This is a genomic window from Microbacterium sp. Se63.02b (assembly GCF_014171575.1).
GTDB lineage: Bacteria > Actinomycetota > Actinomycetes > Actinomycetales > Microbacteriaceae > Microbacterium.
Map to the genome: position 1 here is coordinate 1,517,469 of NZ_CP050453.1, position 25,579 is coordinate 1,543,047.

A 25,579-nucleotide genomic window follows, 5' to 3' on the forward strand; every position below is an offset into this window, starting at 1 on the left:
TCGGCCGCGCGGTCGAACCTGAGGGGGCGGTCGCAGGCGCTATGGGATACTGAGACGGCGACGGGATGCCGTCGTGTCGTCGATTGAGTGGGCCTGTGACTGATACCCGAGATCTTTTCGCTGCCGTCCCGCGTTCCGCGTTCGACACCCCTGGTGAGAGCCGCGGGCTGATCGATGTGGTGCGCTGGCGCTATCTTTTGCACCTCCTGGTCCGCACGGGCGTCACCACCCGCTACCGCAACTCCGTGCTCGGGTGGACCTGGTCCTATGTCCGTCCCGCCGCCCAGTTCCTGGTCTTCTGGGTGGTCCTCGGGCTGTTCATGAACCTCGACAGGGGGATCCCGAACTACGCGATCTACCTGTTCTCCGGCATCGTCGTGATCAACCTCTTCTCCGAGGCCTTCAAGAACGCCACGACGTCGATCGTCGGCAACGCGCCCCTCGTGCGAAAGGTCTTCCTCCCGCGTCAGCTGTTCGCCGTCTCGGCCGTCATCGTCGCCTTCGTGCACTTTCTTCCTCAGGTCGCTCTGCTGCTCATCGTCTGCCTCCTCCTCGGCTGGGTCGCGCACATCTCGATCCTCTCGGTCCTCGCCATCCTCGCCGGGATGATCATCGTCATGACGTTCGCGTTGGGGCTCGGACTGTTCTTCGGAGCGATCAACGTCCGCTTCCGCGACGCCGAGAACATCGTCGAACTCCTGCTCCTCCTCGCGACCTGGGCATCCCCGGTGCTGTACGCCTGGACACAGGTGCAGGACGCGGTCGTCGACAAGCTCGGCTGGCCGCAATGGGTGGTCGAGGTGTACATGCTCAACCCCATCACCCAGGGGGTCGAGCTCTTCCACTACGCGTTCTGGCGGCCGGTGACCGACACCGCCTTCGCGCTCCCGCCCGGGCTCGCCTGGAACACCCTGTGGACCTTCCTCATCGCGGTGGGCACCCTGCTCATCGGTCAACTCGTCTTCCGCCGTCTCGAAGGAAGGTTCGCACAGGACCTATGAGTGCTCCCACCACGCTCCGCCCCAGCATCGTCATCGACGGTGTCAAGAAGCGGTTCACGCTCAACCACGCGTTCTCCCTCAAAGACACCGTCGTGGCGTGGATCAAGCGACGCAAGCTCACGAGCGAGTTCGAGGCGCTGAAGGGCGTCGACCTGGTCATCGGGGAGGGGGAGTCCGTCGCTGTGCTCGGGCTCAACGGCTCCGGCAAGTCGACCCTGCTCAAGCTCGTGTCCGGCGTGATGGAGCCCGACGAGGGGCAGGTGCTCACGCGCGGTCGGGTCGCCGGTCTCATCGAAGTGGGAGCGGGCTTCCACCCGGAGCTCTCCGGACGTGAGAACGTGTTCCTCAACGCCGCGATCCTGGGGATGAAGAAGCACGAGATCGAAGCCCGCTACGACGAGATCGTGGCGTTCAGCGAGATCGAGCAGTTCATCGATCAGGAGGTCAAGCACTACTCGTCCGGGATGTTCATGCGGCTCGCGTTCTCGGTCGCGATCCACGTCGAACTGGATGTCCTCCTCGTCGACGAGATCCTGTCGGTCGGTGATGCACCCTTCCGTGAGAAGTGCCGTCTGAAGTTCGAAGAGCTCATCGCGTCCGGCAAGACCCTCGTCGTGGTCAGCCACGACATGGAGATGGTGCGCGAACTCTGCACGCGCGGAATCGTGATCAACAAGGGCGAAGTCATCTACGACGGCGAGGTCGAAGGAGCGATCGCTCTGGTGGATGCGTGATGCTGGACTGGCTCGCGCAGACGCCGACGCTCCTGGTGGCGGTGGCGATCGTCTTCCTTCCAGGGCTGCTCGCGCTCTGGGGTGTGGGGGTGCGTGGACTCGGACTGCTCGCCGCTGCTCCGATCTTCAGCGTGGCGGCGACGGGCGTCGTCGCCCTGGCTCTCGGCATGCTCGGCGTCGGATGGTCGGCCTGGAGCTGGGCGGCGGCCATGCTGCTCCTGGCGGGTGCGTCGTTCATCGTCGGACGGATCCTGGGTGGACGTCTCGCACCGCTCCGCGCGGACAGCGGACGGTGGATACTGCCGGTCTTCCTCGTCGTCGGCGTCGTGCTCGGCGTCTGGCGACTGGCGACGTACATCACCGACCCCGCCGGGATCTCGCAGACGAACGACGCCGTCTTCCACATGAACGCGGTGCGGTTCATCCTGGAGACCTCGGATGCGTCGTCCCTGCACGTGAACGGCGTGATCGGCGGCAGCTCGTTCTATCCGGCGGCGTGGCACGCCCTCGTCTCGCTCATCGTGCTGATCAGCGGAGCGAGCATCCCGGTCGCGGCGAACATGCTCACGCTCGTGATCGGCGCTCTCCTCTGGCCCCTCGGCATCGCCTGGCTCACGCGCGCGATCACCGGTTCGCCGCTGATCGCGGGGATGTCGGCGGTGCTGTCCGGCGCGCTCCAGACGTTCCCGCTGCTGATGTTCCAGTGGGGGGTCCTGTTCCCGAACGCGCTCTCGACCGCCCTGCTGCCCGCCGCCGTGGCGTTGATGATCTCGCTGCCGACGTGGCGTGACGGTGGTGGTCGTATCAAGACCACGGTGCGCGCGATGCTCCTCGCGGTCGTCACGGCGTGTGCTCGCCCTCGCCCAGCCGGCGGCCCTGCTGCCGTGGATCGCGCTGGTGCTGGTGTGGCTGACCGCGCGACTGCTGCAGGCCGCGAACGGGTGGTCGTCCCTCCGGCGCTGGAGCGTCATCGTCGGCATGTGGATCGTGTTCGCGGCGTTCTGGGTCGTACTCTCGCGGAGCACCAGCGGTTCGCACTGGCCGCCCTTCCGGGGCAAGCTCGAGGTGTTCCTCGACGTGCTGCTCAACGGTCACCTGCGCATACCTTTCGCGGTCGGGGTGAGCGTGCTCATGATCTGGGGGCTCGTCGTCGCCTGGCGGTCTCGGCGCCTGCGCTGGCTGGTGTTCGGGTGGGCGGGCATCTCGGCCCTTTACCTGCTCGTCGCGGCGATCGGCGCGCCCCTGGTGCGCATCGACATCCTCGGTGCGTGGTACGCGGACCCCTATCGGATCGCCGCGCTCGCACCCCTCGTAGTGATCCCCCTGGCCGCCGTGGGCATGCACGACCTCGTCGTCCGGGTGGGGAGTGTGATCCGTCGTCGAACCGGGGATGCCTCCCGTGCGTTCGGGGGCGACACTCTCGCTGTGAGCGCGCTCGCGGCGACGGTGGTCTTCATGGTCGTCCTGATCCTGGTCCGTCCTGTCGCGATGCCGGCCGTGATCGAGGGCACCTTCGACAGGGAATCGCGCTATCTCGCCGTATCCGACAGCTATCTCTCGCCCGACGAGCGCACGCTGCTCGAGTCCCTGGACGGCATCGTCGGGACGGACGAGCGGGTGATCGCGAATCCCTCGACCGGAGCTGGCTTCGGCTACATGCTCAGCGGCGTTGACGTGTATCCGCGGACCTGGTCGGCTCCGCGCACCGAGACCTGGACGGTGCTCGCCGAGGGTCTGCGGAACGCCGCATCCGACCCGGCCGTGTGCGAGGCGCTTCATGAGTACGGGGATCCGCAGTATGTCCTCGACTTCGGGCCAGGGGAGAACACACCGGGTCGCTTCGAGATGCCGGGCATGACCGACTTCGCGAGCGAGCCGGGATTCGAGCGCGTCGCCGAGGTCGGCGAGGTCTCCCTCTGGCGGATCACAGCGTGCGCGCGGTGAGCACGGCCCCACCGTCTGTAGGATCGCAGACGATGCGTCCGTCAGCTACCTCCGTTCTCGTCGTCATCCCGGCGCTGAACGAAGAGGATTCCGTGGGAGAGGTCGTCGGGGCGGTCGTGGCTGCTCTCCCCTCTGCACGGTGTCTCGTCATCGATGACGGATCCTCGGATGCCACCGCGGCCCGAGCCAGGCAGGCGGGAGCGCAGGTGCTGTCGCTGCCGTACAACCTCGGTGTCGGCGGGGCGATGCGCGCCGGGTTCCGATACGCCCGCGCCAACGGACACGGCGTCGTGGTGCAGGTCGATGCGGATGGTCAGCACGACCCCGCGGCGATCCCTGCCCTCATCGACGCACTGGGCGACGCCGATCTGGTCATCGGCGCACGATTCGCCGGCGTGGGGGACTACGGGGTGCGAGGGCCTCGCCGCTGGGCGATGCGAGTGCTCGCGGCCGTGATGAGTCGCGTGGCGGGGACACGACTGACCGACGTCACGAGCGGTTTCAAGGCCGCGGGACCGCGCGCCGTGCTGCTGTTCGCCGACAATTTCCCCGCCGAATACCTCGGCGACACGATCGAAGCCCTCGTGATCGGCGCGCGTGCCGGTCTGAAGATCAGACAGCTGCCGGTCGTCATGCGACAGCGGCAGGGCGGCGAGCCGTCGCACCGCCCGTGGAAGGCTGCGGTCTATCTCCTCCGGGCATGTGCGGCCTTCCTGCTCGCCATGATGCGTCCGCGCGCGCGGATGGAGGACATCGCATGAACCCCGTCACGTACGCCTTCGGCATCGTCGCGGCGGTGCTGGCCCTGATCGCGATCGTCGAACTCATGCGAAGGGGCACTCTTCGCGAGCGGCATGCCGTGTGGTGGTTCGTCGGCGGCCTGCTCGCCCTCGTCATCGCCGTGTTCCCGCAGACGCTCACCTGGGCGGCCAGAGCCCTCGGGATCGCGCTGCCGGTGAACCTCGTCTTCTTCATCGCGATCGCCCTGCTGTTCCTCGTCAGCCTCCAGTACGGTGCCGAGCTCACGCGCACGGAGGAGAAGATGCGCACCCTCGCCGAGAAGTCCGCCTTCCATGAGGCGCGGATCGAAGCCCTCGAGGCGAAGGCCGCCGAACATGAACGGGGCGCGCGCCCGGACGAGGAGGACGAGCAGTGAGCGGGCGCTCCCGCATCCTCATCGCGTCACGGTTGTTCCCGCCCGAGGTGAGTGCCGGTGCGTTCCGACTCGGCGCGCTCGCCCGCTCGCTGCACGAACGCGGAGACGGGGTGGTCGTCCTCACGACGCGTCCGCCGCGACATGCGCCGCAGACGGCGGATGCACCGGGTGTGGTCGTTCGTCGGTGGCCTGTTCTGCGCGACAGCGGAGGCAACGTCCGCGGCTACATCCAGTACCTCAGCTACGACGCGCCGCTCTTCTTCCGCCTGCTCTTCTCGTCGTTCGACGTCGCGGTCGCCGAATCGCCGCCCACCACGGGTCTCGTGGTGACCGCGGTCGCGGCGCTGCGACGCAAGCCGGTCGTGTACTACGCCGCCGACGTCTGGACCGACGGCGTGATCTCGATGGGTGCTCCCGCCCCGGTGATCGCCGTGATGCGCTGGATGGAGAGGATCGTCCTCCGTCGCGCCCAGGCGATCGTCTCCGTCTCCGACGAGGTCACCGAGCGGCTCGTCGCGCTCGACGCGGATCGGACCAGGATAGAGACGGTCGGCAACGGGATCGACACGTCGATCTTCACCCCGGATGCCGTTCTTCCGACGGGGGTCGACCCGTACTTCGTGTACACCGGGACCATGTCGGAGTGGCAGCGCCCTGACCTCTTCATCCGCGCCCTCGCTCTGATCACGGAGGAGGAGCCCGCAGCGCGGATCCGCTTCTTCGGTCAGGGGGCGGTGGAAGCCGACCTCCGTGCTCTGGCGGAGGAGATCGTCCCAGGGCGGGTCGAGTTCGGGGGAGTGGTGAGCCCGCAGGAATCGGCCTCGTGGATCCGCGGTGCGACGGCGGCGCTGGTGAGCATCGTCCCGGGAATCGGCTACGACTTCGCTCGCCCCACCAAGACGTACGCCGCCGCTGCCGTCGGAACGCCCGTTCTCTTCGCGGGCCCGGAAACCGGTGCGCGTCTCGTGCGGGACGCCGATCTCGGAACGTCGGTGGACTTCGACCCGGAGTCGGTCGCCACCGCGATGCGAGAGCTGCTGGCCGAGGAGCGCTCGGGGCGCGCAGCGGAGCAGCGCACCGCGCGGGCCGCCTGGGCGCGTGCCAACGTCTCGCTCACCGCCGTCGCGGAGCGGGTCGCCGCAGTCACCTCGCAGGTTCGTGAACGGCGGACGACTAAGATCGGACCTGCGCGTCCCGCGCGTTCTGGACCCGATGAAAGGCCTTTTGCGTGACCGAAACCGGAAGTGTGCGGATCGTGGAGTCCGCGGATGTCTCGCCCGATGCGCGCATCGGTGACGGCTCGTCGATCTGGCACCTCGCCCAGGTCCGCGAGGAGGCCGTGCTGGGCGAGAACTGCATCGTCGGGCGTGGTGCGTACATCGGGACCGGCGTGGTGATGGGCGACAACTGCAAGGTCCAGAACTATGCGCTCGTCTACGAACCGGCCCGCCTGGCCGACGGTGTCTTCATCGGACCGGCCGTCGTGCTGACCAATGACACGTACCCGAGGGCCATCAACGCGGACGGCACCATCAAGAGCGCCCACGACTGGGAGCCGGTCGGCGTGACCATCGAGACCGGCGCCGCTATCGGCGCGCGTGCCACCTGCGTCGCGCCGGTGACCATCGGAGCCTGGGCGACCGTCGCAGCAGGCGCCGTGGTCGTGAAGGACGTCCCCGCATACGCCCTGGTGGCCGGGGTTCCGGCCCGCCGCATCGGCTGGGTGGGGAGTCCGGCGTGCCGCTCACGGCAGGCGAGCGCGATGGCATCTGGATATGCCCTTCGACCGGTGCTCGATTCGTCGAGTCCGACGGAACATTGATCAAGGAGACCGTGTGACCGAGTTCATCCCCCCCGCAAAGCCCATCATCGGAGACGACGAGCGTGCCGCCGTCGATCGAGTCCTGCGCAGCGGGATGGTCGCCCAGGGACCCGAGGTCGCGGCGTTCGAGCAGGAGTTCTCGGACCACTTCGTCCCCGGTCGTCCCTCCGTCGCGGTGAACTCGGGCACGGCAGGGCTCCACCTCGGTCTGCTCGCCGCGGGCGTGGGCGCCGGCGACGAGGTCATCGTGCCGTCCTTCACCTTCGCCGCGACCGGGAACTCGGTCGCGCTCACGGGCGGCACCCCGGTGTTCGTCGACATCGAGCCGGAGACCTTCACGCTCGACCCCGAGGCCGTCGCCGCCGCGATCACACCGCGGACGAAGGGCATCCTGCCGGTGCACCTCTACGGTCACCCCGCACGCATGCGTGAGCTCGAGGCCCTCGCCGCCGAGCGCGGCGTCGCCCTCTACGAGGATGCCGCCCAGGCGCACGGCGCCTCCCTCGACGGACGGCCGGTGGGCTCGTTCGGCGAGTTCGCGATGTTCAGCCTGTACCCGACCAAGAACATGACCAGCGGCGAGGGCGGCATGGTCACGACCGCGACGGATGAGGTCGCGCGTCGCGTGAAGCTGCTGCGCAACCAGGGCATGGAGCGCCAGTACGAGAACGAGATCATCGGCTTCAACGCGCGGATGACCGACATCCACGCCGCGATCGGCCGTGTGCAGCTGACCAAGGTCGACGCGTGGACGCGCACCCGTCAGGCGAACGCCGCGTTCCTCGATGCGAACCTGCGGGGTGTCGTGATCCCGCCCGTCGCCGAGGGCGCGGTGCACGTGTACCACCAGTACACCGTGCGCGTGCCGGAGGATCGCGATGGCTTCGTCGCCGCGCTGAAGTCCGAGCACAACGTGGGAGCAGGGGTCTATTACCCGATCCCGAATCACCGCCTGCCGTCGCTGGCACCGTACGCCCCGGGGCTGGACCTGCCCGAGACGGAGCGCGCGGCGCGCGAGGTCGTCTCGCTGCCCGTCCACCCCTCGCTGACGTCGTCCGACCTCGAGCGCATCGTCGCCGCGGTCGAGGCCGTCGCCGGAGCGGGCGCCTGATGGCGTTGCGCGCCGGCCTGCTCGGCGTCGGGATGATGGGCCGTCACCACGCCCGCGTCCTGCGGGAACTCGACGGGGTCGAGCTCGTCGCCATCGCCGATCCCGGTGGGGATCCGCACGGCGTGGCAGGCGACCTCGAGATCCTTCCCGACATCGATGCCCTGATCTCGGCGGGCATCGATATCGCGGTGGTCGCGGTGCCGACGCGCTTCCACGAGGATGCCGCCCTCAAACTGGCTGCCGCGGGGTGCACACTCTCGTCGAGAAGCCCATCGCCCACAGCGTCGAGGCCGGGCAGCGCATGGTCGACGCGTTCGCCTCCGCCGGGCTCGTCGGAGCGGTCGGTCACATCGAGCGCTTCAACCCTGCGGTCCAGGAACTGCGACGCCGGATCGAGGCGGGCGAGCTCGGGGCGGTCTACCAGGTCGTCACCCGTCGGCAGGGGCCGTTCCCCTCGCGTATCGCCGACGTCGGCGTGGCGAAGGACCTCGCCTCGCACGACGTCGACCTCACCGCGTGGGTCGTGCAGAGCGACTACGACCGTGTGTTCGCGCAGACGGCGTTCAAGAGCGGTCGCGAGCACGAAGACATGATCACGATCACCGGACGGACGGCGTCCGGCGTCATCGTGAACAACATCGTCAACTGGCTGAGCCCGATGAAGGAACGACTGACGGTCGTCACGGGGGAGAAGGGCGCATTCGTCGCAGACACCTCGACCGGCGACCTCACGTTCTACGCCAACGGCACGATCCCCCTCGAATGGGAATCCGTGTCCTCCTTCCGCGGGGTCTCCGAAGGAGACGTCACGCGCTACGCGTTCGCCAAGCGCGAGCCGCTGCGCGTCGAGCATGAGGCTTTCCGCGATGCCGTGCTCGGGCAGCAGACCGACGTCGTGACCATGGAGCAGGGACTGCGCACGCTCGTGGTCGTCGAAGCAGCGCTCGAGTCTTCGCGGACCGGGAACGCCCTTCCTCTTCTGGACACCTGACGCGAGGAGCGGGATGAGCGCACTGGCGGGGCTCAAGAGAGCCGTGACGGAGGCGATTCCCGACCCCGTGGCCGAGCGCATCCTCCCCTGGAAGCGCGCGGCGTTCCGCGAAGCGGGTGTCATCGGGGTGGCCCCCGCCGAGACAAGGCTGCTGATCGCTCCGGTGAACTCCGCGGGTCAGGGTTTCGCCTGGGCCCGCGCGGCCGAGCGGCTTCCCGATGTGAGTGCGGCGAACTTCATGTACCGCGGTGCGGACGATGTCTTCGCCTACCCTGCCGACCACTCGGTCTCGACGGCGTATTTCGTCCAGAACCGGCGATGGCAGGCCGCGCAGCGTCGGGCGATCGCCCGGGGGTTCACCCATGTGCTCGTCGAATCCGGTCGGCAGGTGCTGGGCGGCAGCTCGACGCCCGACGACGAGATCGCCTGGCTCCGCCGACGGGGCATCCAGGTCGCGCTCCTCTGGCACGGCAGCGATATCCGTCTGCCGGACCAGCACGCGCGGACTGATGCCGACTCCCCGTTCCGCGAAGGGCGCTATCCCGAGCAACCGCGGCTCCAGGCCATCACCGAGGCGAATCATCGTCTGCTGCGGACCCTCGAGCTCCCGGCCTTCGTCTCCACACCCGACCTGCTCACGGACGTGCCGGAGGCGACCTGGCTTCCCGTCGTCGTCGATGCGGCGAGGTGGGCCGACGCGGCTCCGTCAGCGCCCCTCGTGCGCGATCGTCCCGTGGTCGTGCACGCCCCGAGTCGCGCAGGGTTGAAGGGGACGGCACTGATCACTCCGACCATGCGCCGTCTGCACGACGAAGGCGCCATCGAGTACCGCGAGATCACCGGCGTCCCCGCGTCGCGCATGCCGGAGGTGTACGGAGAAGCGGACATCGTGCTCGATCAGTTCTCCCTCGGCATCTACGGCGTCGCCGCGTGCGAGGCTCTGGCGAGCGGACGCGTCGTGGTCAGCCACGTGTCCGAGGTCGTGCGAAAGAGGGTGCGGGCGCGCACGTCGCGAGATCTCCCGGTGCTCGAGGCTCGGGCGGCAGACCTCGAACGGGTGCTGCGGGACATCCTCGCCGACCGGGACCGGGCGAAGGGGATCGCCGCAGCCGGACCCGAGTTCGTGCGGGCCGTTCATTCCGGACGCCGATCCGCCGATGCGCTCGCCGGGTTCCTGGGTGAACGTGAAGGCGCGGCAGGGTCCCACATGGAAGACTGGACCGATGCCCGCTGATCGATACCCTGAGGACTCCGCGTCATGAAGCTCGTTGCGAAGACCTACCGGGAGCTTGTGACCTATCTCCCCGCAGATGCGCGTTCCTACCTGCTGCGCTACGTCGTGGTCTCCTGTCTGCTCACCATCCTCGACATCGGCGCGATCATGCTCCTCGCCCTGAGCCTGACCCCGATGATCGCGCGAACGACCATCACTCTCCCCGTCATCGGCGAGATCGGGGAAGACGACTACGTCTGGCTGATCGGCTCCGTGGCGGTGCTCATCCTCGTGAAGTCCGCGCTGGCCCTGCTGCAGCAGTGGTTCGCGACCCGTCGATTCGCCTCCTTCGAACTCGAGATCGGCCGGCAGCTCTTCGACAGCTACATCAAGGCGCCGTGGACCTATCGTCTCGGTCGGAACACCGCGCAGATCGTCCGCATCGCCGACGTCGGCATCGCCAACACCATCAGCGGCTTCCTCCTGCCGATCGTGCAGCTGCCGTCGATCATCGTGAGCTTCGTGCTGATCCTGGCGGTGATCGTGGTCGCCCAGCCGCTCACAGCGCTCATCACCGTCGTCTACCTCGGCGGCATCATGGCGCTGCTCTACTGGGTGGTCTCCGGACGGTCGGTGCAGGCCGGGCGCGTCTCGCGCGACTACTCCTTCAAGGTCGCGACGCTGATGACCGAGATGATGCAGGCTCTCAAGGAGATCACGCTGCGGAACAAGACCGGTGAGGTCGCCGGCATCGTGCAGTACAACCGCTCCTTCAGCACCCGGGCTCGTGCGAACATGAACTTCCTCGGTTCCGTCCCCGGGTTCGTCCTCAACTCCGCGCTGGTCGGAGGCTTCGTGCTCGTCGGCGGCATCGGCTACGCGCTGGGGGGCATGCAGGAGGCGCTGGCGTCGGTGGCGCTGTTCGCCGTGGCGGGGTTCCGCCTCGTCCCCTCACTGACCGGATTCCAGTCGATCGTGACGACCACCACGGCGAACGTGCCGCACGTGCAGGCCGTGATCTTCGACATCAAGGTGTCGGAGAAGTACATCTCGGTGGCGGAGCGCCTCGGACAGGAGCCGATCGAGGGGGAGCCGCGCGTGCTCACCCTGACCGACGTGTCGTTCGGATACCCGAAGCACGAGGACACGCCGGCGGTGCACGACATCGACCTGCGCATCCCGATCGGCAGCTCGCTCGCCTTGGTGGGTTCGTCCGGCGCGGGCAAGTCGACTCTGGTGGACATCCTGCTCGGTCTCCTCGTCCCGCAGAAGGGCTCGATCCGCCTGGACGACCAGGACCTCAACGACGTCCTCGCCGCCTGGCGCTCCCGCGTGGGATATGTGCCCCAGGACGTCTCGCTCTTCGACGGCACCGTGGCCCAGAACGTCGCCCTGGACTGGGACGACAAGGACATCGACTTCGACCGGGTGCGTGCTTCCCTCGAACGCGCGCAGCTCTGGGAGACGATCGAGGCGCGGGACGGCGGCATGCACGGCCGGATCGGTGAGCGCGGTCTCTCTCTGTCCGGAGGGCAGCGTCAGCGTCTCGGCATCGCCAGGGCGCTGTACAGCGACCCGCTGATCCTCGTCCTCGACGAGGCGACGAGTGCGCTCGACACCAAGACGGAGTCGAAGGTCACGGAGGCCATCCGCAGCCTCAAGGGGGAAGTCACCATCGTCTCGGTCGCGCACCGGCTCTCGACGATCCGCGACAGCGATCTCGTCTGCTTCATGCAGGACGGCACGATCGCCGACCAGGGCACGTTCGACGAACTCGTCGCCCGGGTGCCGAACTTCGCCGAGCAGGCTCAGCTGGCTGGCCTGACGTGACGAGGCCCTTCGTCGACGTCGTGATCGCCTGCCACGACGAACGGCGACCGATCGAGCGGGCCGTCGCCTCGCTCATTCACGACGATGACGTGCGCGACGTCGTACGCGTCACGGTCGTCGCTCACGGGCTGGACGCGGGCATCCTCGAACGGCGCCTCGCGGGGATCGACGGCGACATCCGTGTGCTGCCTTTCCAGGACGGCATCCGCAGCGCGGCCGGACCGTTCAACCACGGCCTCGCGGCTGTCGACGCGGAGTACAGCGGTGTGATGGGCTCGGACGACTTCCTCGAACCCGGCACGATGTCGCAGTGGGTCCGATATGTGCGCGCGGAACGGCCGGACGCCGCGATCGCGCAGATCCGGCTGCAGGGCCAAGGCCTGATGCCGAACCCGCTCGTGCGACTCGGACGCCACCGGCGACTCGACGCCGCTCGCGACCGACTCTTCTACCGCACCGCACCGCTCGGGCTGTTCCGCACTGCCCGGGTGCGCGAGTTGGGGCTGCGCATGCTCGAAGGCGTCCGCGTCGGCGAGGACTTCGAGTTCGGCATCCGGCTCTGGGCGCAGGGTGGACGGATCGACCTCCTCCGTGGTGCCGGCACGTACGTGATCGGCGAGGACGCCGCGGAGCGGACGACTCTCGGCGCGATGACCGTCACCGAGCGGCTCGCCCCGATCGTGCGGCTCTTCGAGGACGGGGTCTTCGCCGATCTCTCCGCTCGCGCCCGCACCGCCCTCGCCGTCAAACTCATCAGGGTGACGATCGTCGGCAATGCGCAGGCCCTCGCAGAAGAGCTCGACGACGACGATGTCGCGGCCTTCTCGACCTTGCTCCATCGGCTCCTCGATGTCGCGCCGCGGGCACTGCTGCCGTTCAACCGCCAGGACCGCCGGATTCTCGACGGGCTGCTGGCCGAGCCTCGCGCTGCCCGGCTGCGGTCCGATGTGGCGTCGTCGCGCGGCGCAGGGCGGCGCGACCGGTGGCTCACTCCCGACCTGGTGCACAGCTTCGCGCGCGAATCCACCCTGCGCCGATACGTCCTCTACTTCTGCAAGCGCGAGCGAAGGAGAACCCGATGACCGCCCGCCCGACCATGCTCATCATGTCGTTCTCGCCTCTGACCGGCGACGCCAGGGTGCTGAAGCAGATCGCACGGTTCACCCGCGACTTCGACGTGACGACTCTGGGATACGGTGACGCTCCGGAGGGAGTGGTCGACCACCTCTCCATGCCGAAGGAGGTCCGCTACAACGACCTCGACGGCAAGCTCATCACCCTCAAGCGCTATCGGACGGCGTACTGGCGGCTGTCCGCGGTGCGCTGGTCGCGGGCGGCGCTGAAGGGGCGACGGTTCGACGTGATCATCGCGAACGACGTCGAGGCCGTCCCCGTCGCGGTCAAGATGCGTCCGCGGTTCGGTGTCCTCGCGGACCTGCACGAGTACTCGCCGCGGCTGCATGACGACAACGAGCTCTGGTTCCAGCGCATCACGCCGTGGTTCGAGTGGGTGGTGCGCACCTACGTGACGAAGGCAGCGGCCTGGACGACGGTGAGCGAAGGACTCGCTGCGGAGTACGAGCGGAACTTCGGCTTCCACGCCGAGCTCGTCAGCAACGCGACCCCGTATCACGAGCTGCGCCCCGGCGCGGTCTCGGCCCCGATCCGACTGGTCCACAGCGGGGCCGGCCTCACCAATCGTCAGCTCCACCTGATGGCGGAGGCGGTGGCGACGGCGCAGGCCGACGTCACGCTGGACTTCTACCTCACCGCGAACCACCCCGCCTATCTCGAGGAGCTCAAGGAGTACGCGGCGACGACCGACCGGGTCCGCGTCCTCGATCCCGTGCCGTACTCGGAGCTGGTGACGACCCTGAACTCCTACGACGTGGGGGTCTTCCTCCTCCCGCCGCTGACCTTCAACTACCGGCACGCCCTGCCGAACAAGCTCTTCGACTTCGTGCAGGCGCGACTCGGGATCATCGTCGGACCCTCGCCGGAGATGGCCGGGTACGTCGAGCGGTACGGCTTGGGGTCGGTGGCCTCCGACTTCACGGTCGATGCGCTGCGCGAGAGGATCGAGCAGCTGACGCCGGAGGCCGTCGCGGCGTACAAACAGCACGCCCATGACAGTGCGCACGAGCTCGAGGGCGAACGGCAGGTCCAGAAGTGGGATCGCATCATCCACGGCCTCGTCGCGAAGGGCCGCCGATGACCGCCCCGAAGCTCCTGATCATCTCGTTCTCGACGATCAGGGCCGACGCGCGGCTGCTGAAGCAGATCACTCGTCTGCGCCGCGACTACGAGGTGCACACGGTCGGGTACGGCGAGACCCCGGACGGTGTGAGCGGCCACATCCGCATCCCCGACGAGCACCCGATCTGGCGCTACGACCGGGCGTCCGTGCTGTTGCGCCGATACCGCCACGCGTACTGGTCGAACCCCGCGATCGCCGCCGCCGTGACGGCGCTGCGCGACACGGACTGGGACCTCGTGCTCGCGAACGACGTGGATGCCGTGGGACTCGCGCTCGCTCAGCGATCCGTGCACGGGGTGCATGCCGATCTGCACGAGTACGCGCCCCGTCAGAAGGAAGACGTCTGGAAGTGGCGACTGTTCGTCGCTCCCTTCGTCCGGTGGATGTGCCGGACGTTCGTGATACGCGCCGACTCCGTCACCACGGTCGGCCAGGGAATCGCGGAGGAGTACGAGCGACGCTACGGGATCAGGGCCACGGTGGTGACCAATGCGGCCCCCTATGCGGAACTCACCCCGCACCCTGTCGCGTCGCCGATCCGCCTCGTGCACTCGGGTGCCGCCCTCCGCGATCGCAACATCGTGGCGATCATGGAAGCGGTCGAGGCGGCGTCCGCTGACGTCCGGCTCGCCCTCTACCTCACGCCGAACGACCCGGGATTCCTGGAGGAGGTCCGTGCGAGGGCGGCGGCGTCGGAGCGCGTCGAGCTCCACGACCCCGTGCCGTACGCCGAGCTCGGCGAGACCCTCAACGCCCACGATGTCGGCGTCCATCTCCTCCCGCCGGTCAACTTCAACAACACGTGGGCGCTGCCGAACAAGTTCTTCGACTACGTGCAGGCGCGACTCGGCGTGATCATCGGGCCCTCGCCCGAGATGACCCGCGTCCTGAAGGAACGAGGCTTCGGTGCCGTGGCGGACGGCTTCGACGCGGCCGCGCTCACGCGCCTCATCGACGAACTCGACGCCGAGCGGGTGCGGGAGTGGAAGCAGGCGTCCGACGCCTCAGCCAGGGAACTCTCCGGTGAAGAGCAGGCCGAGCGCTGGGCCGAGGCCCTCGCCGCTCTGATGGCGGCGCCGCCTCGTCAGGAGCGCGGATGAGCAGGCTGCTCCTCTTCACGAACGACTATCCCTATCGCACCGGCGACGTGGTGTTCGTGGAGAAGGAGATCGAGGCGCTCGCCGCGCGATTCGACGACGTCATCGTGTTCTGTCATGCACGCGACACGAGTGCCGGCATGGTCGACCTCCCCGAGGGGGTCCGTTTCGGAGGCAACCTCTTCGTGCCTGCACCGGAGGACGCGCCCCGGAGACTGCTCGAGTTCGCCCCGCTCCTCCTGCTCCTGCAGGCGACGTGGCGAGAGCTGTGGAGCGGCCGCCTCCTGCGGAACGCGCGCCTCTTCGCCATGGGGGCGAAGGTCGGGATGACGCAGGCGCACCGATCCGCGGTGCGCGAGGCCGTCGCGGGCGACCGTGACACCGTCGCCTACGCTTTCTGGGCCATGGGCGGGGGCTCGTCCTGCCCTGGCTTCGGGGTGTCGGCCCGCGTGGTGCGGGTCCATCGGTATGACCTCTACGAGGAGCGGGCCATCGGCGGCTACCTGCCTTTCCGTCCCTTCTTCTTCGCGCGCACCGATCGGGTCCTGGCGATCTCCGACGACGCTGTGCGCTACCTGGAGGGTCGCTACTCCGAGGTCCGGGGAAGGTCCGGTTGAGCAGGCTCGGCGCCTACGGCCCCCGCAGGCCCCGAGCGTCGACTGCACGGCGCACCGACCATCGTGTCGTGCTCGGCGGTGAGCGAGGTGAAGCGGGTCGATCGCATCGCCGAGGCCGTCCGCGAGCTGCATGCCGTCGACCCGTCGCGGCCGGTGCGTTGGGTTCATTTCGGCGACGGACCGCTCATGCCACAGCTGCGTGAGCACGTCGGCGCGTTCCCGGAGGGGATCGAGGTGGATCTGCGCGGACAGGTGCCGAACTCGGAGATCGCGGCGTTCTACGAGTCCGGCGAGGTGGATCTCTTCGTCAATCTCTCGGCATCCGAGGGCGTCCCGGTCAGCATCATGGAGGCCATCGCCTACGACGTGCCGGTCGTCGCCACGGCCGTCGGGGGGACTCCGGAGATCGTGGGCTCCGCGTTGCGCACCGGTGAGCTGGTCGAGGCCGAAGCGTCCAGCGGAACGGTCGCGGCGACACTGGCCTCGGTGCTCGACGCAGCGCCGGGCACATACGCCCCTCGCGAGAGATGGGAATCGGAGTACGACGCCGAGCGTACCGGCGCGCGCGCCGCAGAGCTGGTGAGCTCTCTCGCGAGCGGACCACGTCGTGAGCATGAGCGACCCTGATAGCTTCGTACCGTGAAGGTTCTGGTCGTGACACCCTGGCTTCCCACCGCAGGGCGACCGGACATCGGCGTCTTCATCCGGCGCGACATCGAGATGCTGCGCGCGGATCACGACGTGGAGGTCATCCACCTCTCCGCGGACGGGCAAGAGGCCACCGTGGACTTCCCGGTCACGACCGTGCGCATGTCGACGGCGGACCCCCGCAGCATCCGGCGCGCCGGGGGTGTCATCGCCGAGCGCGCCGGAGATGCCGATCTCGTGCACTCCATGGCCGCGTCGGCGCTCCTCCCGTTCCTCGGCCGACGGATCGGGCGCCCGTGGGTGCACACGGAGCACTGGTCCGCCCTCCTCGCGCCCTCCACGGCGCCGGTGTCGGCTCGCGTCTCGCTGCCGCTCGTGCGTATGCTGCTCCGCCGTCCGGATGTCGTGATCGCCGTTGGTCACGATCTGGCGACCGCCATCGGCAAGACGCGGCGGGGGCGGACGCGCATCATCCCCAACGCGGTGCCGCGCCCGGTCGAAGTCCATGCACGGCCGGACGGCGGTGTGCTGACTCTGGTCGGCGTCGGAGGCCTGATCGCGCGCAAGGGACCTGACATCGCGGTGCGGACCGTCGCCGAGCTCCGCGGCCGGGGCGAGGATGCCCGACTCCTCTGGGCCGGCGACGGTCCGATGCGCGAATCCGTCGCTTCGCTCGCGAAGGAGCTCGGCGTGCGCGACCATGTGGAACTCCGCGGGCGGGTCTCGCCGGACGAGGTGGAGGGCCTCCTGGCCGAGGCAGACGTCTTCATCCTCCCCACGCGCATGGAGACCTTCGGGGTGGCGATCGCCGAGGCGCTCGTCGCGGGACGGCCGGTCGTCGTGTCGGCGTCCGGAGAGCAGGCCTCGTTCGTCTCGGGCCCGATGGCGTGCTGGTCGAAGGATGGTCGGCCTCCGACTACGCCGATGCCGTGCAGCGCGTCCAGGAGCTCAACCGCGACCGCTCCGCGGCGGAGATCGCGTCGGCGGCGTCGGCCCTGTTCGATCCCGAGGAGCGGCGCAACGCCACGCGTGCGGCGTATCTCGCGGCCGCCGAGACGGAGGCAGACCCGCTTCCCCAGGACGTCGACGTCGTCATCGCCGCCCACGACCCCCGCAGGGACGTCGGCCGCGCGATCTCGTCCGTCCTGACTTCCCGTAGCGTGCGTGCCGTCCACGTGGTGTGCCACAACGTGGACGAGGCCGCGATCCGCCGGGCCGCGGGCGCGGCGGCGGAAGACGTCCGCGTGCGGTTCCTGGAACTGCGCGACGGGGTGCGCAGTCCCGCCGGGCCCTTCAACCACGGACTGGACGCCGCGGAGGGCCTCTACGTCGCGGTGATGGGTTCGGACGACGAGGTGACGGCGGGGGCGATCGACGCCTGGCGTCGGACCGCGCAGCAGGACGCGTCCGACATGGTGGTGGCGCCGCTGCGTCATGCGGGCGGCCACCGCGTGCCCACGCCGCCGACGCTTCGACGCCGCGACCTTCGCGGTCGCCGCGATCGCCTCGCCTATCGAACCGCGCCGCTCGGCCTGATCGCAGTGCCGCGTTTCGGCGGGCTGAGATTCACCCCGGGGGTCGCGACGGGGAGGACCTGGACTTCGGCGCCCGGCTCTGGTTCTCCGGCGCTCGCATCAGTCGACACGCCGGGCCGGACGACTACCTGATCCACGATGGGGAGGAGCGCGTCACCTTCACGGCGCGCCCGTTGCGCGAGGAACTCGAGGCGGTCGGACTGCTCCTCGCCGCGCCGTTCGCACGAGCGCTCTCCCGCCGTGATCGCGAGGCCCTCGCGGTCAAGCTCTGGCGGGTGACGGTCTTCGGCGCCGTGCACTATCGCGCAGGGGACTGGGGATCCGACGATCGCGAGGCGCTGCGGGAGATCGTGCGGGCGCTGCGATCGTTCTCGCCCTCAGCGGCGGGGGTTCTCTCGCTCGCGGATCGCGCACTGATCGCCGGCGCAGCGGACCCGACCGTCTCCGATGAGGCCCTGGACGACCTGTCCCGACGCCGCCGGCGCTTCGTCTCGATCAAGGCATTGCTTCCCGCGCGTCTGCCGCGTGTGCTCGCTCGGGAGGCTCCGCTGCGATTCAGTGCCGCGACCTGGTGGGCGGGACGGCGATGACTGCTGCCCTCCGTCTTCCGTAGACTTGCCTGTTGTGAAGATCGTCAGCGTCGTCGGCGCCCGTCCCCAGTTCGTGAAGCTCGCGCCCATCCACAAGGCGTTCGTGGCCGCAGGAGTGGACCATGTGATCGTGCATACGGGTCAGCACTATGACCCGATGCTGTCGGATGTCTTCTTCGAGGACCTCGGCATCGGAGCCCCCCACGTCCACCTCGGCGTGGGAAGCGGGTCTCATGGTGTCCAGACCGGGGCGATGCTGGCGGCTCTGGACGCGGTGTTCGACGAGCACCGTCCGGACTGGGTGCTCGTGTACGGAGACACCAACTCCACCGTCGCGGCCGCGCTCAGCGCGGTGAAGATGCACATTCGCGTCGCCCACCTCGAAGCAGGGCTCCGTAGCTTCAACCGGCGCATGCCGGAGGAGCACAACAGGGTGATGACCGATCATGCGGCCGACCTCCTGCTCGCACCGACGCAGGTCGCCGTCGATCACCTCGCGGCGGAAGGGCTCGCCGAACGCACCGTGCTCGTCGGCGACGTGATGACGGATGTCCTCTTCACGGTTCGCGACGAGGTCGCCTCGCGTCCTTCTCCGCTGGTCGAAGAGCTCGGCCTCCCTGTCGGTGGACACTACATCGCCACCATTCACCGTGCCGAGAACACCGATGACCCGGCACGACTCGCCGAGGTGGTGGCCGGGCTGGGGAGTCTGGATCGTCCGGTCGTCCTCCTCGCACACCCCCGGGTGGTCGCCAAGGCGCAAGAGCACGGCATCGACCTCGCGAGCGGATCGCTCATCGTCCACGCGCCGCTGGCCTACCCCGAACTCGTCGCTGCCATGCTGTCCAGTGCCGGAGTGGTGACCGACTCCGGAGGCCTGCAGAAGGAGGCGTTCCTGCTGGGAGTGCCGTGCACGACGGTGCGGACAGAGACGGAGTGGGTCGAGACGGTCGAGCTCGGGTGGAACGTCCTCGCACAGGACGCTGCGGAGATCGCGCGCGGTGTCGCCCGTGAGCGCCCGCAGCCCACCGATGCGGCACCCTACGGCGACGGTCGTGCAGCAGAACGTGTCGTGCAGGTGCTCCAGGACCGGACGTGACGTCCGAACCCGCGCAGGAAAGCTCGCCCGGCGCTCCTGGGCGAGCGAGGTCCGCCGCGTCCGGGCGTCAGTGGGCGCTTGACGCCCTGCGCATCGGCTCGGTGGTCGGGGTCGTGGCGATCCATGTCTTCGCGGGGATGGTGGCGAATCCCGACGTCCGTGGCACGGCGGGCTGGTGGGGCGCCGTCGTCGCCGACATCGGCTTCGTGTGGGTCGTCCCCGTGTTCGTCATGATCTCCGGTGCCCTCGTGCTGGCCCCGCGGCAGCATGCCGGCGGTCCGGCACTGTTCTACCGGAAGCGGCTTCCGCGGCTCCTCACCGCGCTGGTCTTCTGGTCGCTCCTCTACTTCGTGCTCATCCGCACGCTGTTCTCGCAGATCGCGCCGACCCGTCTCGATCTCGCGCGCTTCGTGTTGGACGGCCAGCCCTACACGCATCTGTACTTCCTGTGGCTCATCGTGGGCCTGTACGTCGTGGCGCCCGTCCTGGCGTCGTTCCTTCAGGGCGGCGGACAGCGTCGAGCCGTCATCTTCGCCGCAGTGACGCTCGGTGCGACCGTCGTCACGGGGGTCTCCTCGAGCGTCCTGACGGCGATGGGGGATGCGGCCCCGTTGACACTGCTCGCGCTGACGCAGTGGCTGCCCTACGCGGGCTACTTCCTGGCGGGGTGGGCGTTGCGTGCGGTCCGTGTGTCGGGCTGGCGCTTCGTCGTGGTGCTGGGACTCACCGTCCTCGCGATCGTCGCCTCGATCGTCCAGTACGGACTGCGTCCCTCCCTGCCGCTGGTCGACGCGGTGCTTCCCCTGAGCTACTTCGGGCCCGTGGTGGCCGCCGCATCGCTCGGCGTCTTCATCTGCGTCAACAGCGCGCTGGGGCGGTGGAACCCCGGACCGGGCGCCCAGCGTATGGTGCGCGAGCTGTCCGACTGCGCCTTCGGCGTCTTCCTCGTGCATTTCGCGATCATGCTCCTGGTGCGTGCACTCCCGCCCTTCGAGTCCGCAGCGGGGTCGCTGCTGCTGTCGGTGCTCGAGTGGCTCGTCGTCGTCTGCTCCTCGTTCCTGGTCGTCTTCCTGATGCGGCGGGTCCCGGGTCTGCGACGCGTCGTCTGACGCGCCCGTAGACTGGGGATCATGCGTATCGCCGTCGTAGCCCTCGGAAAGATCGGGCTCCCTCTCGCCGTCCAGTTCGCCTCTTCCGGTCACGATGTGGTCGGCGTCGACGTCAATCAGAGGGCCGTCGACCTGATCAACGCCGCGAAGGAGCCGTTCCCCGGCGAGGCCGAGCTGCAGGAGCGTCTCGAGGAGCTGATCCCCGCCGGTCGACTGCGTGCCACGACCGATTACGCCGAGGCGATCCCCGGGGCCGACGCCGTCGTGCTCGTCGCGCCCGTGTTCGTGGACGATGAGACCTGGGAACCCGACTTCAAGTACATGGATGCAGCCACCCGCTCGCTCGCGGAGCATCTGACGCCGGGCACCCTGGTCTCCTACGAGACCACCCTTCCGGTCGGAACCACGCGGAACCGCTGGAAGCCGATGCTCGAGGAGGGATCGGGCCTCACCGAGGGGACCGACTTCTTCCTCGCCTACTCTCCGGAGCGCGTGCTCACGGGCCGTGTCTTCGCCGACCTGCGCAAGTACCCGAAACTCATCGGCGCCCTCTCCGACGAGGGCAATCGTCGCGCCCGCGAGTTCTACGAGGCCGTGTTGCAGTTCGACGAGCGCCCCGATCTGGCTCAGCCGAACGGCGTCTGGGACCTCGGCAGCACCGAGGCCTCTGAGATGGCGAAGCTGGCCGAGACGACCTACCGCGACGTGAACATCGGGCTGGCCAATCAGTTCGGGCTCTTCGCCGCTTCCCACGGCATCGACGTCTACAAGGTGATCGAGGCCTGCAACTCGCAGCCCTACAGCCACATCCACCGCCCCGGCATCGCTGTCGGCGGTCACTGCATCCCGGTCTACCCGCGGCTGTACCTGTCGACCGACCCCGATGCCGACATCGTGCGCGTCGCACGTCAGCTCAACGCCTCGATGCCGGAGCGCCTCGTCGCGCAGGCCGAGGGCATCCTCGGCGACCTGAGCGGCCAGCGCGCCGTCGTCCTCGGCGCGGCCTACCGCGGCGGCGTGAAGGAGACGGCGTTCTCCGGGGTGTTCCCGACGGTGAAGGCTCTGAAGGATCGTGGGGCCGAGGTCGTGGTGCACGACCCGCTGTACAGCGACGACGAGCTGCGCGGCCTCGGATTCGAGCCCTACGCCATCGGGGCGAGGTCGACCTGGCCGTCCTGCAGACCGACCACGCCGACTACAAGGAGCTGACGCCTGCGCAGCTGCCCGGCATCAAGCTGATCGTCGACGGCCGCGCGGCTACCGATCCGGCTCTGTGGGCCGGGACGCCGCGCATCGTCGTCGGTACCGCGGGCTGACACCGCACCTCCGCACCGGAAGCGGCATCGTCGCCACCCCTGGGGAGATGCCTCAGCCCAGGGCGGCGGCGATCTGAGTGGCGACGTGGTCGCTGATCACGCTCGGCCCTCCGAGGATCACGACACGCTGCGGGTCGAGCCTTCGGAGTTCTGCGAGCACGGCTGCGGGGGCGTCCTGCGCCGGGGTGAGCAGAACGGGGCCGCCGAGACTGCCTCCGGCCGCCGCTCCGGCGAGGGCATCGGCGAAGTTCTCGCCGCTGGCGACGTACACGATCGGCACGCGTGCGCCGGTGGCGAACGTCCCCTGAGACACGGAAACGGCCGTGTCGTACCGGGTCTGGCCGCCTCGGCGCTCGGTCGTCGCATCGTCGACACCGGTGGCGAGGCGCGCGCTCTCCAGCACGGCGTCGCTGAGGGAACCGGTGCCCCCGAGCGCGATCACGGTGGACGGGGCGAGGCGCCGCAGTGCGTCCGCGGTCTGGGCGGGCAGGGCGTCGGGCGCGGTGAGGAGGACCGGCGAATGCAGGAATCCTGCCGCCGCCGCTCCCGAGAGCGCGTCCGGATAGTCGGCGCCGCTCGCGAGGAAGACCGTGTCAGGGAACTCGAGGGTCCACCAGGGCAGCATGGCGGCCGCGGTGGCGTATCTGTCCGCACCGCCGAAGCGGAACGACCCCTCGGCCGTGAGCGGTTCGAGCTGACGCAGCACCGTGTCGCTCACAGCGCCGGTTCCGCCGGTCACGAAGACCGAATCGAGCTCGAGGGCGTCGACTTCCTGCGCCGTCACCGCAGGCAGGTACCCCGGCTTCGTGAGGAGGACAGGGCCGTCCATGAGTCCGGCGGTGGCAGCGGCGGAGAGGGCGTCGGGGAAGTCCACGCCGCTCGCGACGAAGGCAGTGATCACTCCGCCGCGCGAGAACGCGTCGGCTGACACCGCTGCCGCCGTCTCGTAGCGGTCGGTGCCGAAGATCCGCTCGACCGAGGTCTGTGCGGCCGTGGTCGCGGACGCGGCGGGGTGAGCAGCGAGAGGCGTGGCGACGGCGAGGGCGAGCGTCAGAACGACGGTGAAGGAGCGGCGTCGTGATCGGGGAGACAAGGGAAACCCTTTCGGTACGGGCCGAGAACACCAGAACGGTCGCGGCACGAGGGCGCCGCGACCGTTCCGAGTCGGTCAGTCGAGCGCGTTCGCGATGCGGTCCTGACGGTGTCGCTCACGACCGCGGGACCCCGAGCACGACCACGCGGACCGGGTCCAGTCGTTCGATCTCGGCGATGGTCGCGTCGCTGATCGCGTTCGGCTCTGTCAGCAGCACGGGTCCACCGAGGGCGCCGGCCGCCGCAGCTCCCGCGAGCGCATCGGCGAAGTTCTGCCCGCTGGCGATGTACACCACGGGCACCCGCGGCGCGGTGAAGGTGCGACGGGAGATGTCGACCGCGGTGTCGTAGCGGCTGTCGCCCGACAGGCGCTGGATCGACGCGACGAATCCGCCGGCTGCCCGCTGCGCCTGGTCGACGACGGCCTGGCTGACGGCGCCGGTACCACCGAGGATGACGAGTCTCGTCGGTCGGAGGTAGTTCAGGTACGCCGCCGTCTCCGGCGGGAGTGAGCCCTGCTTCGTGAGCAGTACCGGAGCGCCCTCGTACCCCGCCGCGGCAGCACCGGCCAGGGCGTCAGGGAAGTTCATCCCGTTGGCGAGGTACACGGTACCGGTCGACTCCCACAGCGTGGAGATGAGGCCGGCGGTCTCGTATCGCGACGCGCCCGCAGCGCGGTCGGAGCCCATGGTCGCGTACGGCGAGAGCTTGTTGAACACGGAATCCCCGACGACGGCCTTTCCTCCGGCGGCGAAGAGGTACTCCGGCTTCAGCGCGGCGACCTCGTCCACGGTTCCGACGCTCACGCTGGTCGGTCGCGTGAGGAGCACAGGCCCACCGAAGGTGCCGGCGGCCGCGGCCGCGGCCAGAGCATCGGGGAAGTTCAGACCGTTCGCGATGAACGTGACCGGCACCCCTCGTAGGGGAAGGCGCTCTCGGAGACGCGCACGGCGGTCTCGAAGCGGTCGGCGCCGAACTGCCGCTCCACCCACGTATGCGTCGTGGTGAAGGACTGCACCGCGGAGAAGGCACCGGTGCCGACGGCGTTCACCGCAGCGACGCGGAACCCGTAGGTGGTGTCGGGGGCGAGGTTGAAGAGGGTTGCGCCGAGCACGGGGGTGTCAGACACGAACTCCTCGATGACGGAGCCGCCGATGAGGAGCTGCAGGTGGTACCCGATGATCGTCGAACCGTTGTCCGCGGGCGCGGCCCAGGCGGCGTGAGCGTCAGTGGAGGTCACATCGCCGATGGTCACACCCGTGACGGTGCCGGGCGCTTCTGCAGCGGCCAGCGCCTTCGGTTCCGCCGAGCGGTTGCTCGAGACCGGCGCCTCGTCCAGCCGGAAGTGCGTTTCAGGCGGCGTCGAGGAGTCGGTCTGATCGAGCTGCGGAAGCTCCTGGTCTCCGGCGGCCGCTGCGGCGAGTGGAGTCGACAGCGCGAGGGCGAGAACGGTCGCGGCAACGACGGCGCGACGGTGCGAACGTGTTTTCAAGGAGTCATCGTTTCTCTTCGAGGCGCCGGAGAGCCCGGGGCCGTTGCGTGATCCTATCGTGCCGCGAGCCGGGCGCCAGGGCGATCGGAGACGACGTCGTCACAGCTTCGAGCGGCGGTAGCCGGCGCTCTTCGCGGCGGCTTCCGTGCGGAAGCACTCTTCGGGGTTCGTAGCCGCGTAGTAACGTCCGCCTGGCATGTGATAGATGTTCTCCTTGTCCCCGATGTTCCCCTTGATCGGCGCCCAGCTCGGGCAGTTCCAGCTGTCGATCGGGGTCGTGCGCGCAGGATAGAAGACGGTCGAGGTCCGTCCGGAGAGCACCGTCGCCGACACGTAGCCGGGGTTGGAGCCGGTGATCCGCACGGAGATCTGCTTGCCCGCATGCGCTGCATTCAGCGGGAGTCGTGCCCCCGTCGCCCCCGTCAGGGGGCTCCCGTTCGCAAGCCACTGGTACTGGAAGGTCGTCCCCGCCGTCCACGTCCCGACGTTCGCCGTGAGCGAGCCGGTCACCTGGGCGGTGCCGGAGATCGTCGGAGTTCCCGCCGTGAGGCAGCCCATGTTCGCGGCGGCCTGAGCGCCGACCACGGCGACCCCTCCGAGCACCACCGTGCTGGGGGCGCCGAGTCGCTGCAGCGACAGGTGCGCGGATTCGGGCACGCAGGCGGCGTTCGTGACGTAGACCGGGCTCTTGGTGCGTCCTGCCAGCGCGGCACCGGCCAGCGCGTCAGGGAAGTTCTGTCCCGTCGCGAGGAAGGCCGCGGGGGCCGAGCCGGCGGAGAAGAAGGAATCGTTGATGAGTGCCGCGGTGTCGAACCTGCCGGCGCCGCCCAGCCGCTGGACGTCGTACGCGTTCGCGAGCTCCGCCTCGATGCCGGGGAGACCGCACCCGCCCCTCCGACGATGGTCACCGCGGAGACGCCGAGAG

At 69.0% G+C, this 25,579-nt stretch carries 24 protein-coding genes and 3 pseudogenes; 22 read left to right on the plus strand and 5 right to left on the minus strand.

Going from position 1 to position 25,579, the window contains the following annotated elements; genetic code table 11:
• The first annotated feature begins 95 nt into the window (after positions 1–95).
• Both G4G29_RS07475 and G4G29_RS07480 read left to right on the plus strand, forming a co-directional pair.
• Positions 96–1,001 (plus strand): ABC transporter permease, encoded by a 906-nt coding sequence (locus G4G29_RS07475; protein ID WP_244632509.1) that lies wholly within the window; start codon positions 96–98, stop codon positions 999–1,001.
• Positions 998–1,735, plus strand: a complete 738-nt coding sequence (locus G4G29_RS07480) for an ABC transporter ATP-binding protein (RefSeq protein ID WP_183152346.1) — start codon at positions 998–1,000, stop codon at positions 1,733–1,735. Before G4G29_RS07475 ends, G4G29_RS07480 begins: the two co-directional genes overlap by 4 nt.
• 484 nt (positions 1,736–2,219) lie before the next feature.
• Here the strand turns inward: G4G29_RS07480 and G4G29_RS07485 are convergent, their stop codons facing one another.
• Positions 2,220–2,579 (minus strand): hypothetical protein, encoded by a 360-nt coding sequence (locus G4G29_RS07485; RefSeq protein ID WP_183152347.1) that lies wholly within the window; start codon positions 2,577–2,579, stop codon positions 2,220–2,222.
• A gap of 5 nt (positions 2,580–2,584) precedes the next feature.
• On the opposite strand from G4G29_RS07485, the gene G4G29_RS07490 reads away from it, so the two are divergent.
• The 20 genes and pseudogenes from G4G29_RS07490 to G4G29_RS07585 all read left to right on the plus strand — a co-directional run bounded on the left by G4G29_RS07490 (position 2,585) and on the right by G4G29_RS07585 (position 22,070).
• On the plus strand, positions 2,585–3,679 hold the full coding sequence (locus tag G4G29_RS07490; RefSeq protein WP_183152348.1) for a DUF6541 family protein: 1,095 nt from the start codon (positions 2,585–2,587) through the stop codon (positions 3,677–3,679).
• Positions 3,680–3,711: 32 nt separating this feature from the next.
• On the plus strand, positions 3,712–4,440 hold the full coding sequence (locus tag G4G29_RS07495; RefSeq protein WP_183152349.1) for a glycosyltransferase family 2 protein: 729 nt from the start codon (positions 3,712–3,714) through the stop codon (positions 4,438–4,440).
• The gene (locus G4G29_RS07500; RefSeq protein WP_183152350.1) at positions 4,437–4,835 is read left to right on the plus strand and encodes a DUF2304 domain-containing protein; all 399 of its coding nucleotides are present in this window, start codon (positions 4,437–4,439) and stop codon (positions 4,833–4,835) included. The genes G4G29_RS07495 and G4G29_RS07500 overlap by 4 nt, the downstream gene beginning before the upstream one ends.
• Positions 4,832–6,067 (plus strand): glycosyltransferase family 4 protein, encoded by a 1,236-nt coding sequence (locus tag G4G29_RS07505; protein ID WP_183152351.1) that lies wholly within the window; start codon positions 4,832–4,834, stop codon positions 6,065–6,067. The genes G4G29_RS07500 and G4G29_RS07505 overlap by 4 nt, the downstream gene beginning before the upstream one ends.
• A pseudogene (locus tag G4G29_RS07510) lies at positions 6,064–6,674 on the plus strand (DapH/DapD/GlmU-related protein). Before G4G29_RS07505 ends, G4G29_RS07510 begins: the two are co-directional and overlap by 4 nt.
• A complete protein-coding gene (locus tag G4G29_RS07515) occupies positions 6,671–7,768 on the plus strand; it encodes a DegT/DnrJ/EryC1/StrS family aminotransferase (protein ID WP_202045604.1) in 1,098 nt (365 codons plus the stop codon). Before G4G29_RS07510 ends, G4G29_RS07515 begins: the two are co-directional and overlap by 4 nt.
• Positions 7,765–8,759 (plus strand): annotated as a pseudogene (locus tag G4G29_RS07520) (Gfo/Idh/MocA family oxidoreductase). Before G4G29_RS07515 ends, G4G29_RS07520 begins: the two are co-directional and overlap by 4 nt.
• A gap of 13 nt (positions 8,760–8,772) precedes the next feature.
• On the plus strand, positions 8,773–9,993 hold the full coding sequence (locus G4G29_RS07525; RefSeq protein ID WP_183152353.1) for a hypothetical protein: 1,221 nt from the start codon (positions 8,773–8,775) through the stop codon (positions 9,991–9,993).
• A gap of 24 nt (positions 9,994–10,017) precedes the next feature.
• The gene (locus G4G29_RS07530) at positions 10,018–11,802 is read left to right on the plus strand and encodes an ABC transporter ATP-binding protein (RefSeq protein WP_183152354.1); all 1,785 of its coding nucleotides are present in this window, start codon (positions 10,018–10,020) and stop codon (positions 11,800–11,802) included.
• On the plus strand, positions 11,799–12,884 hold the full coding sequence (locus tag G4G29_RS07535) for a glycosyltransferase (protein WP_183152355.1): 1,086 nt from the start codon (positions 11,799–11,801) through the stop codon (positions 12,882–12,884). Before G4G29_RS07530 ends, G4G29_RS07535 begins: the two co-directional genes overlap by 4 nt.
• The gene (locus G4G29_RS07540; RefSeq protein ID WP_183152356.1) at positions 12,881–14,017 is read left to right on the plus strand and encodes a glycosyltransferase; all 1,137 of its coding nucleotides are present in this window, start codon (positions 12,881–12,883) and stop codon (positions 14,015–14,017) included. Before G4G29_RS07535 ends, G4G29_RS07540 begins: the two co-directional genes overlap by 4 nt.
• Positions 14,014–15,159, plus strand: coding sequence for a glycosyltransferase (locus tag G4G29_RS07545; protein WP_183152357.1), 1,146 nt, complete (start codon positions 14,014–14,016; stop codon positions 15,157–15,159). Before G4G29_RS07540 ends, G4G29_RS07545 begins: the two co-directional genes overlap by 4 nt.
• Positions 15,156–15,773 carry a hypothetical protein gene (locus G4G29_RS07550; protein ID WP_183152358.1) on the plus strand — a complete coding sequence of 206 codons (618 nt, stop codon included), beginning with the start codon at positions 15,156–15,158 and terminating at the stop codon, positions 15,771–15,773. The genes G4G29_RS07545 and G4G29_RS07550 overlap by 4 nt, the downstream gene beginning before the upstream one ends.
• 60 nt (positions 15,774–15,833) lie before the next feature.
• Positions 15,834–16,400: a glycosyltransferase gene (locus tag G4G29_RS07555; protein WP_274601240.1), complete on the plus strand. Its 567-nt coding sequence runs from the start codon at positions 15,834–15,836 to the stop codon at positions 16,398–16,400.
• Between the two features lie 12 nt (positions 16,401–16,412).
• Entirely contained in the window at positions 16,413–17,570 is a 1,158-nt protein-coding gene (locus tag G4G29_RS07560; protein ID WP_183152360.1) for a glycosyltransferase family 4 protein, read from the plus strand.
• A complete protein-coding gene (locus G4G29_RS07565; protein ID WP_244632568.1) occupies positions 17,555–18,088 on the plus strand; it encodes a glycosyltransferase in 534 nt (177 codons plus the stop codon). The genes G4G29_RS07560 and G4G29_RS07565 overlap by 16 nt, the downstream gene beginning before the upstream one ends.
• A 41-nt stretch (positions 18,089–18,129) precedes the next feature.
• Positions 18,130–18,546 (plus strand): hypothetical protein, encoded by a 417-nt coding sequence (locus G4G29_RS07570; protein ID WP_183152361.1) that lies wholly within the window; start codon positions 18,130–18,132, stop codon positions 18,544–18,546.
• A gap of 34 nt (positions 18,547–18,580) precedes the next feature.
• Positions 18,581–19,645 (plus strand): UDP-N-acetylglucosamine 2-epimerase (non-hydrolyzing), encoded by a 1,065-nt coding sequence (gene wecB / locus G4G29_RS07575; RefSeq protein WP_183152362.1) that lies wholly within the window; start codon positions 18,581–18,583, stop codon positions 19,643–19,645.
• The gene (locus G4G29_RS07580; protein WP_183152363.1) at positions 19,642–20,754 is read left to right on the plus strand and encodes an acyltransferase family protein; all 1,113 of its coding nucleotides are present in this window, start codon (positions 19,642–19,644) and stop codon (positions 20,752–20,754) included. The genes wecB and G4G29_RS07580 overlap by 4 nt, the downstream gene beginning before the upstream one ends.
• Before the next feature lie 21 nt (positions 20,755–20,775).
• Positions 20,776–22,070 (plus strand): annotated as a pseudogene (locus G4G29_RS07585) (nucleotide sugar dehydrogenase).
• A gap of 52 nt (positions 22,071–22,122) precedes the next feature.
• Here the strand turns inward: G4G29_RS07585 and G4G29_RS07590 are convergent.
• The 4 genes from G4G29_RS07590 to G4G29_RS07605 form a co-directional block, all read right to left on the minus strand.
• On the minus strand, positions 22,123–23,163 hold the full coding sequence (locus G4G29_RS07590; RefSeq protein ID WP_183152364.1) for a cell wall-binding repeat-containing protein: 1,041 nt from the start codon (positions 23,161–23,163) through the stop codon (positions 22,123–22,125).
• A 115-nt stretch (positions 23,164–23,278) separates the two neighbouring features.
• Positions 23,279–24,076, minus strand: a complete 798-nt coding sequence (locus G4G29_RS07595; protein WP_183152365.1) for a cell wall-binding repeat-containing protein — start codon at positions 24,074–24,076, stop codon at positions 23,279–23,281.
• Entirely contained in the window at positions 24,046–24,654 is a 609-nt protein-coding gene (locus G4G29_RS07600; RefSeq protein ID WP_183152366.1) for a fibronectin type III domain-containing protein, read from the minus strand. The genes G4G29_RS07595 and G4G29_RS07600 overlap by 31 nt, the downstream gene beginning before the upstream one ends.
• Positions 24,655–24,753: 99 nt before the next feature.
• Positions 24,754–25,524, minus strand: a complete 771-nt coding sequence (locus G4G29_RS07605; protein WP_309491654.1) for a cell wall-binding repeat-containing protein — start codon at positions 25,522–25,524, stop codon at positions 24,754–24,756.
• Positions 25,525–25,579 lie beyond the last annotated feature (55 nt).

Excerpts from the sequence above, each read along its gene's own strand:
- G4G29_RS07480 (WP_183152346.1), top strand. The coding sequence starts at position 998 with ATGAGTGCTCCCACCACGCTCCGCCCCAGCATCGTCATCGACGGTGTC.
- G4G29_RS07495 (WP_183152349.1), top strand. The coding sequence starts at position 3,712 with ATGCGTCCGTCAGCTACCTCCGTTCTCGTCGTCATCCCGGCGCTGAAC.
- G4G29_RS07500 (WP_183152350.1), top strand. The coding sequence starts at position 4,437 with ATGAACCCCGTCACGTACGCCTTCGGCATCGTCGCGGCGGTGCTGGCC.
- G4G29_RS07525 (WP_183152353.1), top strand. The coding sequence starts at position 8,773 with ATGAGCGCACTGGCGGGGCTCAAGAGAGCCGTGACGGAGGCGATTCCC.
- G4G29_RS07530 (WP_183152354.1), top strand. The coding sequence starts at position 10,018 with ATGAAGCTCGTTGCGAAGACCTACCGGGAGCTTGTGACCTATCTCCCC.
- G4G29_RS07540 (WP_183152356.1), top strand. The coding sequence starts at position 12,881 with ATGACCGCCCGCCCGACCATGCTCATCATGTCGTTCTCGCCTCTGACC.
- G4G29_RS07545 (WP_183152357.1), top strand. The coding sequence starts at position 14,014 with ATGACCGCCCCGAAGCTCCTGATCATCTCGTTCTCGACGATCAGGGCC.
- G4G29_RS07550 (WP_183152358.1), top strand. The coding sequence starts at position 15,156 with ATGAGCAGGCTGCTCCTCTTCACGAACGACTATCCCTATCGCACCGGC.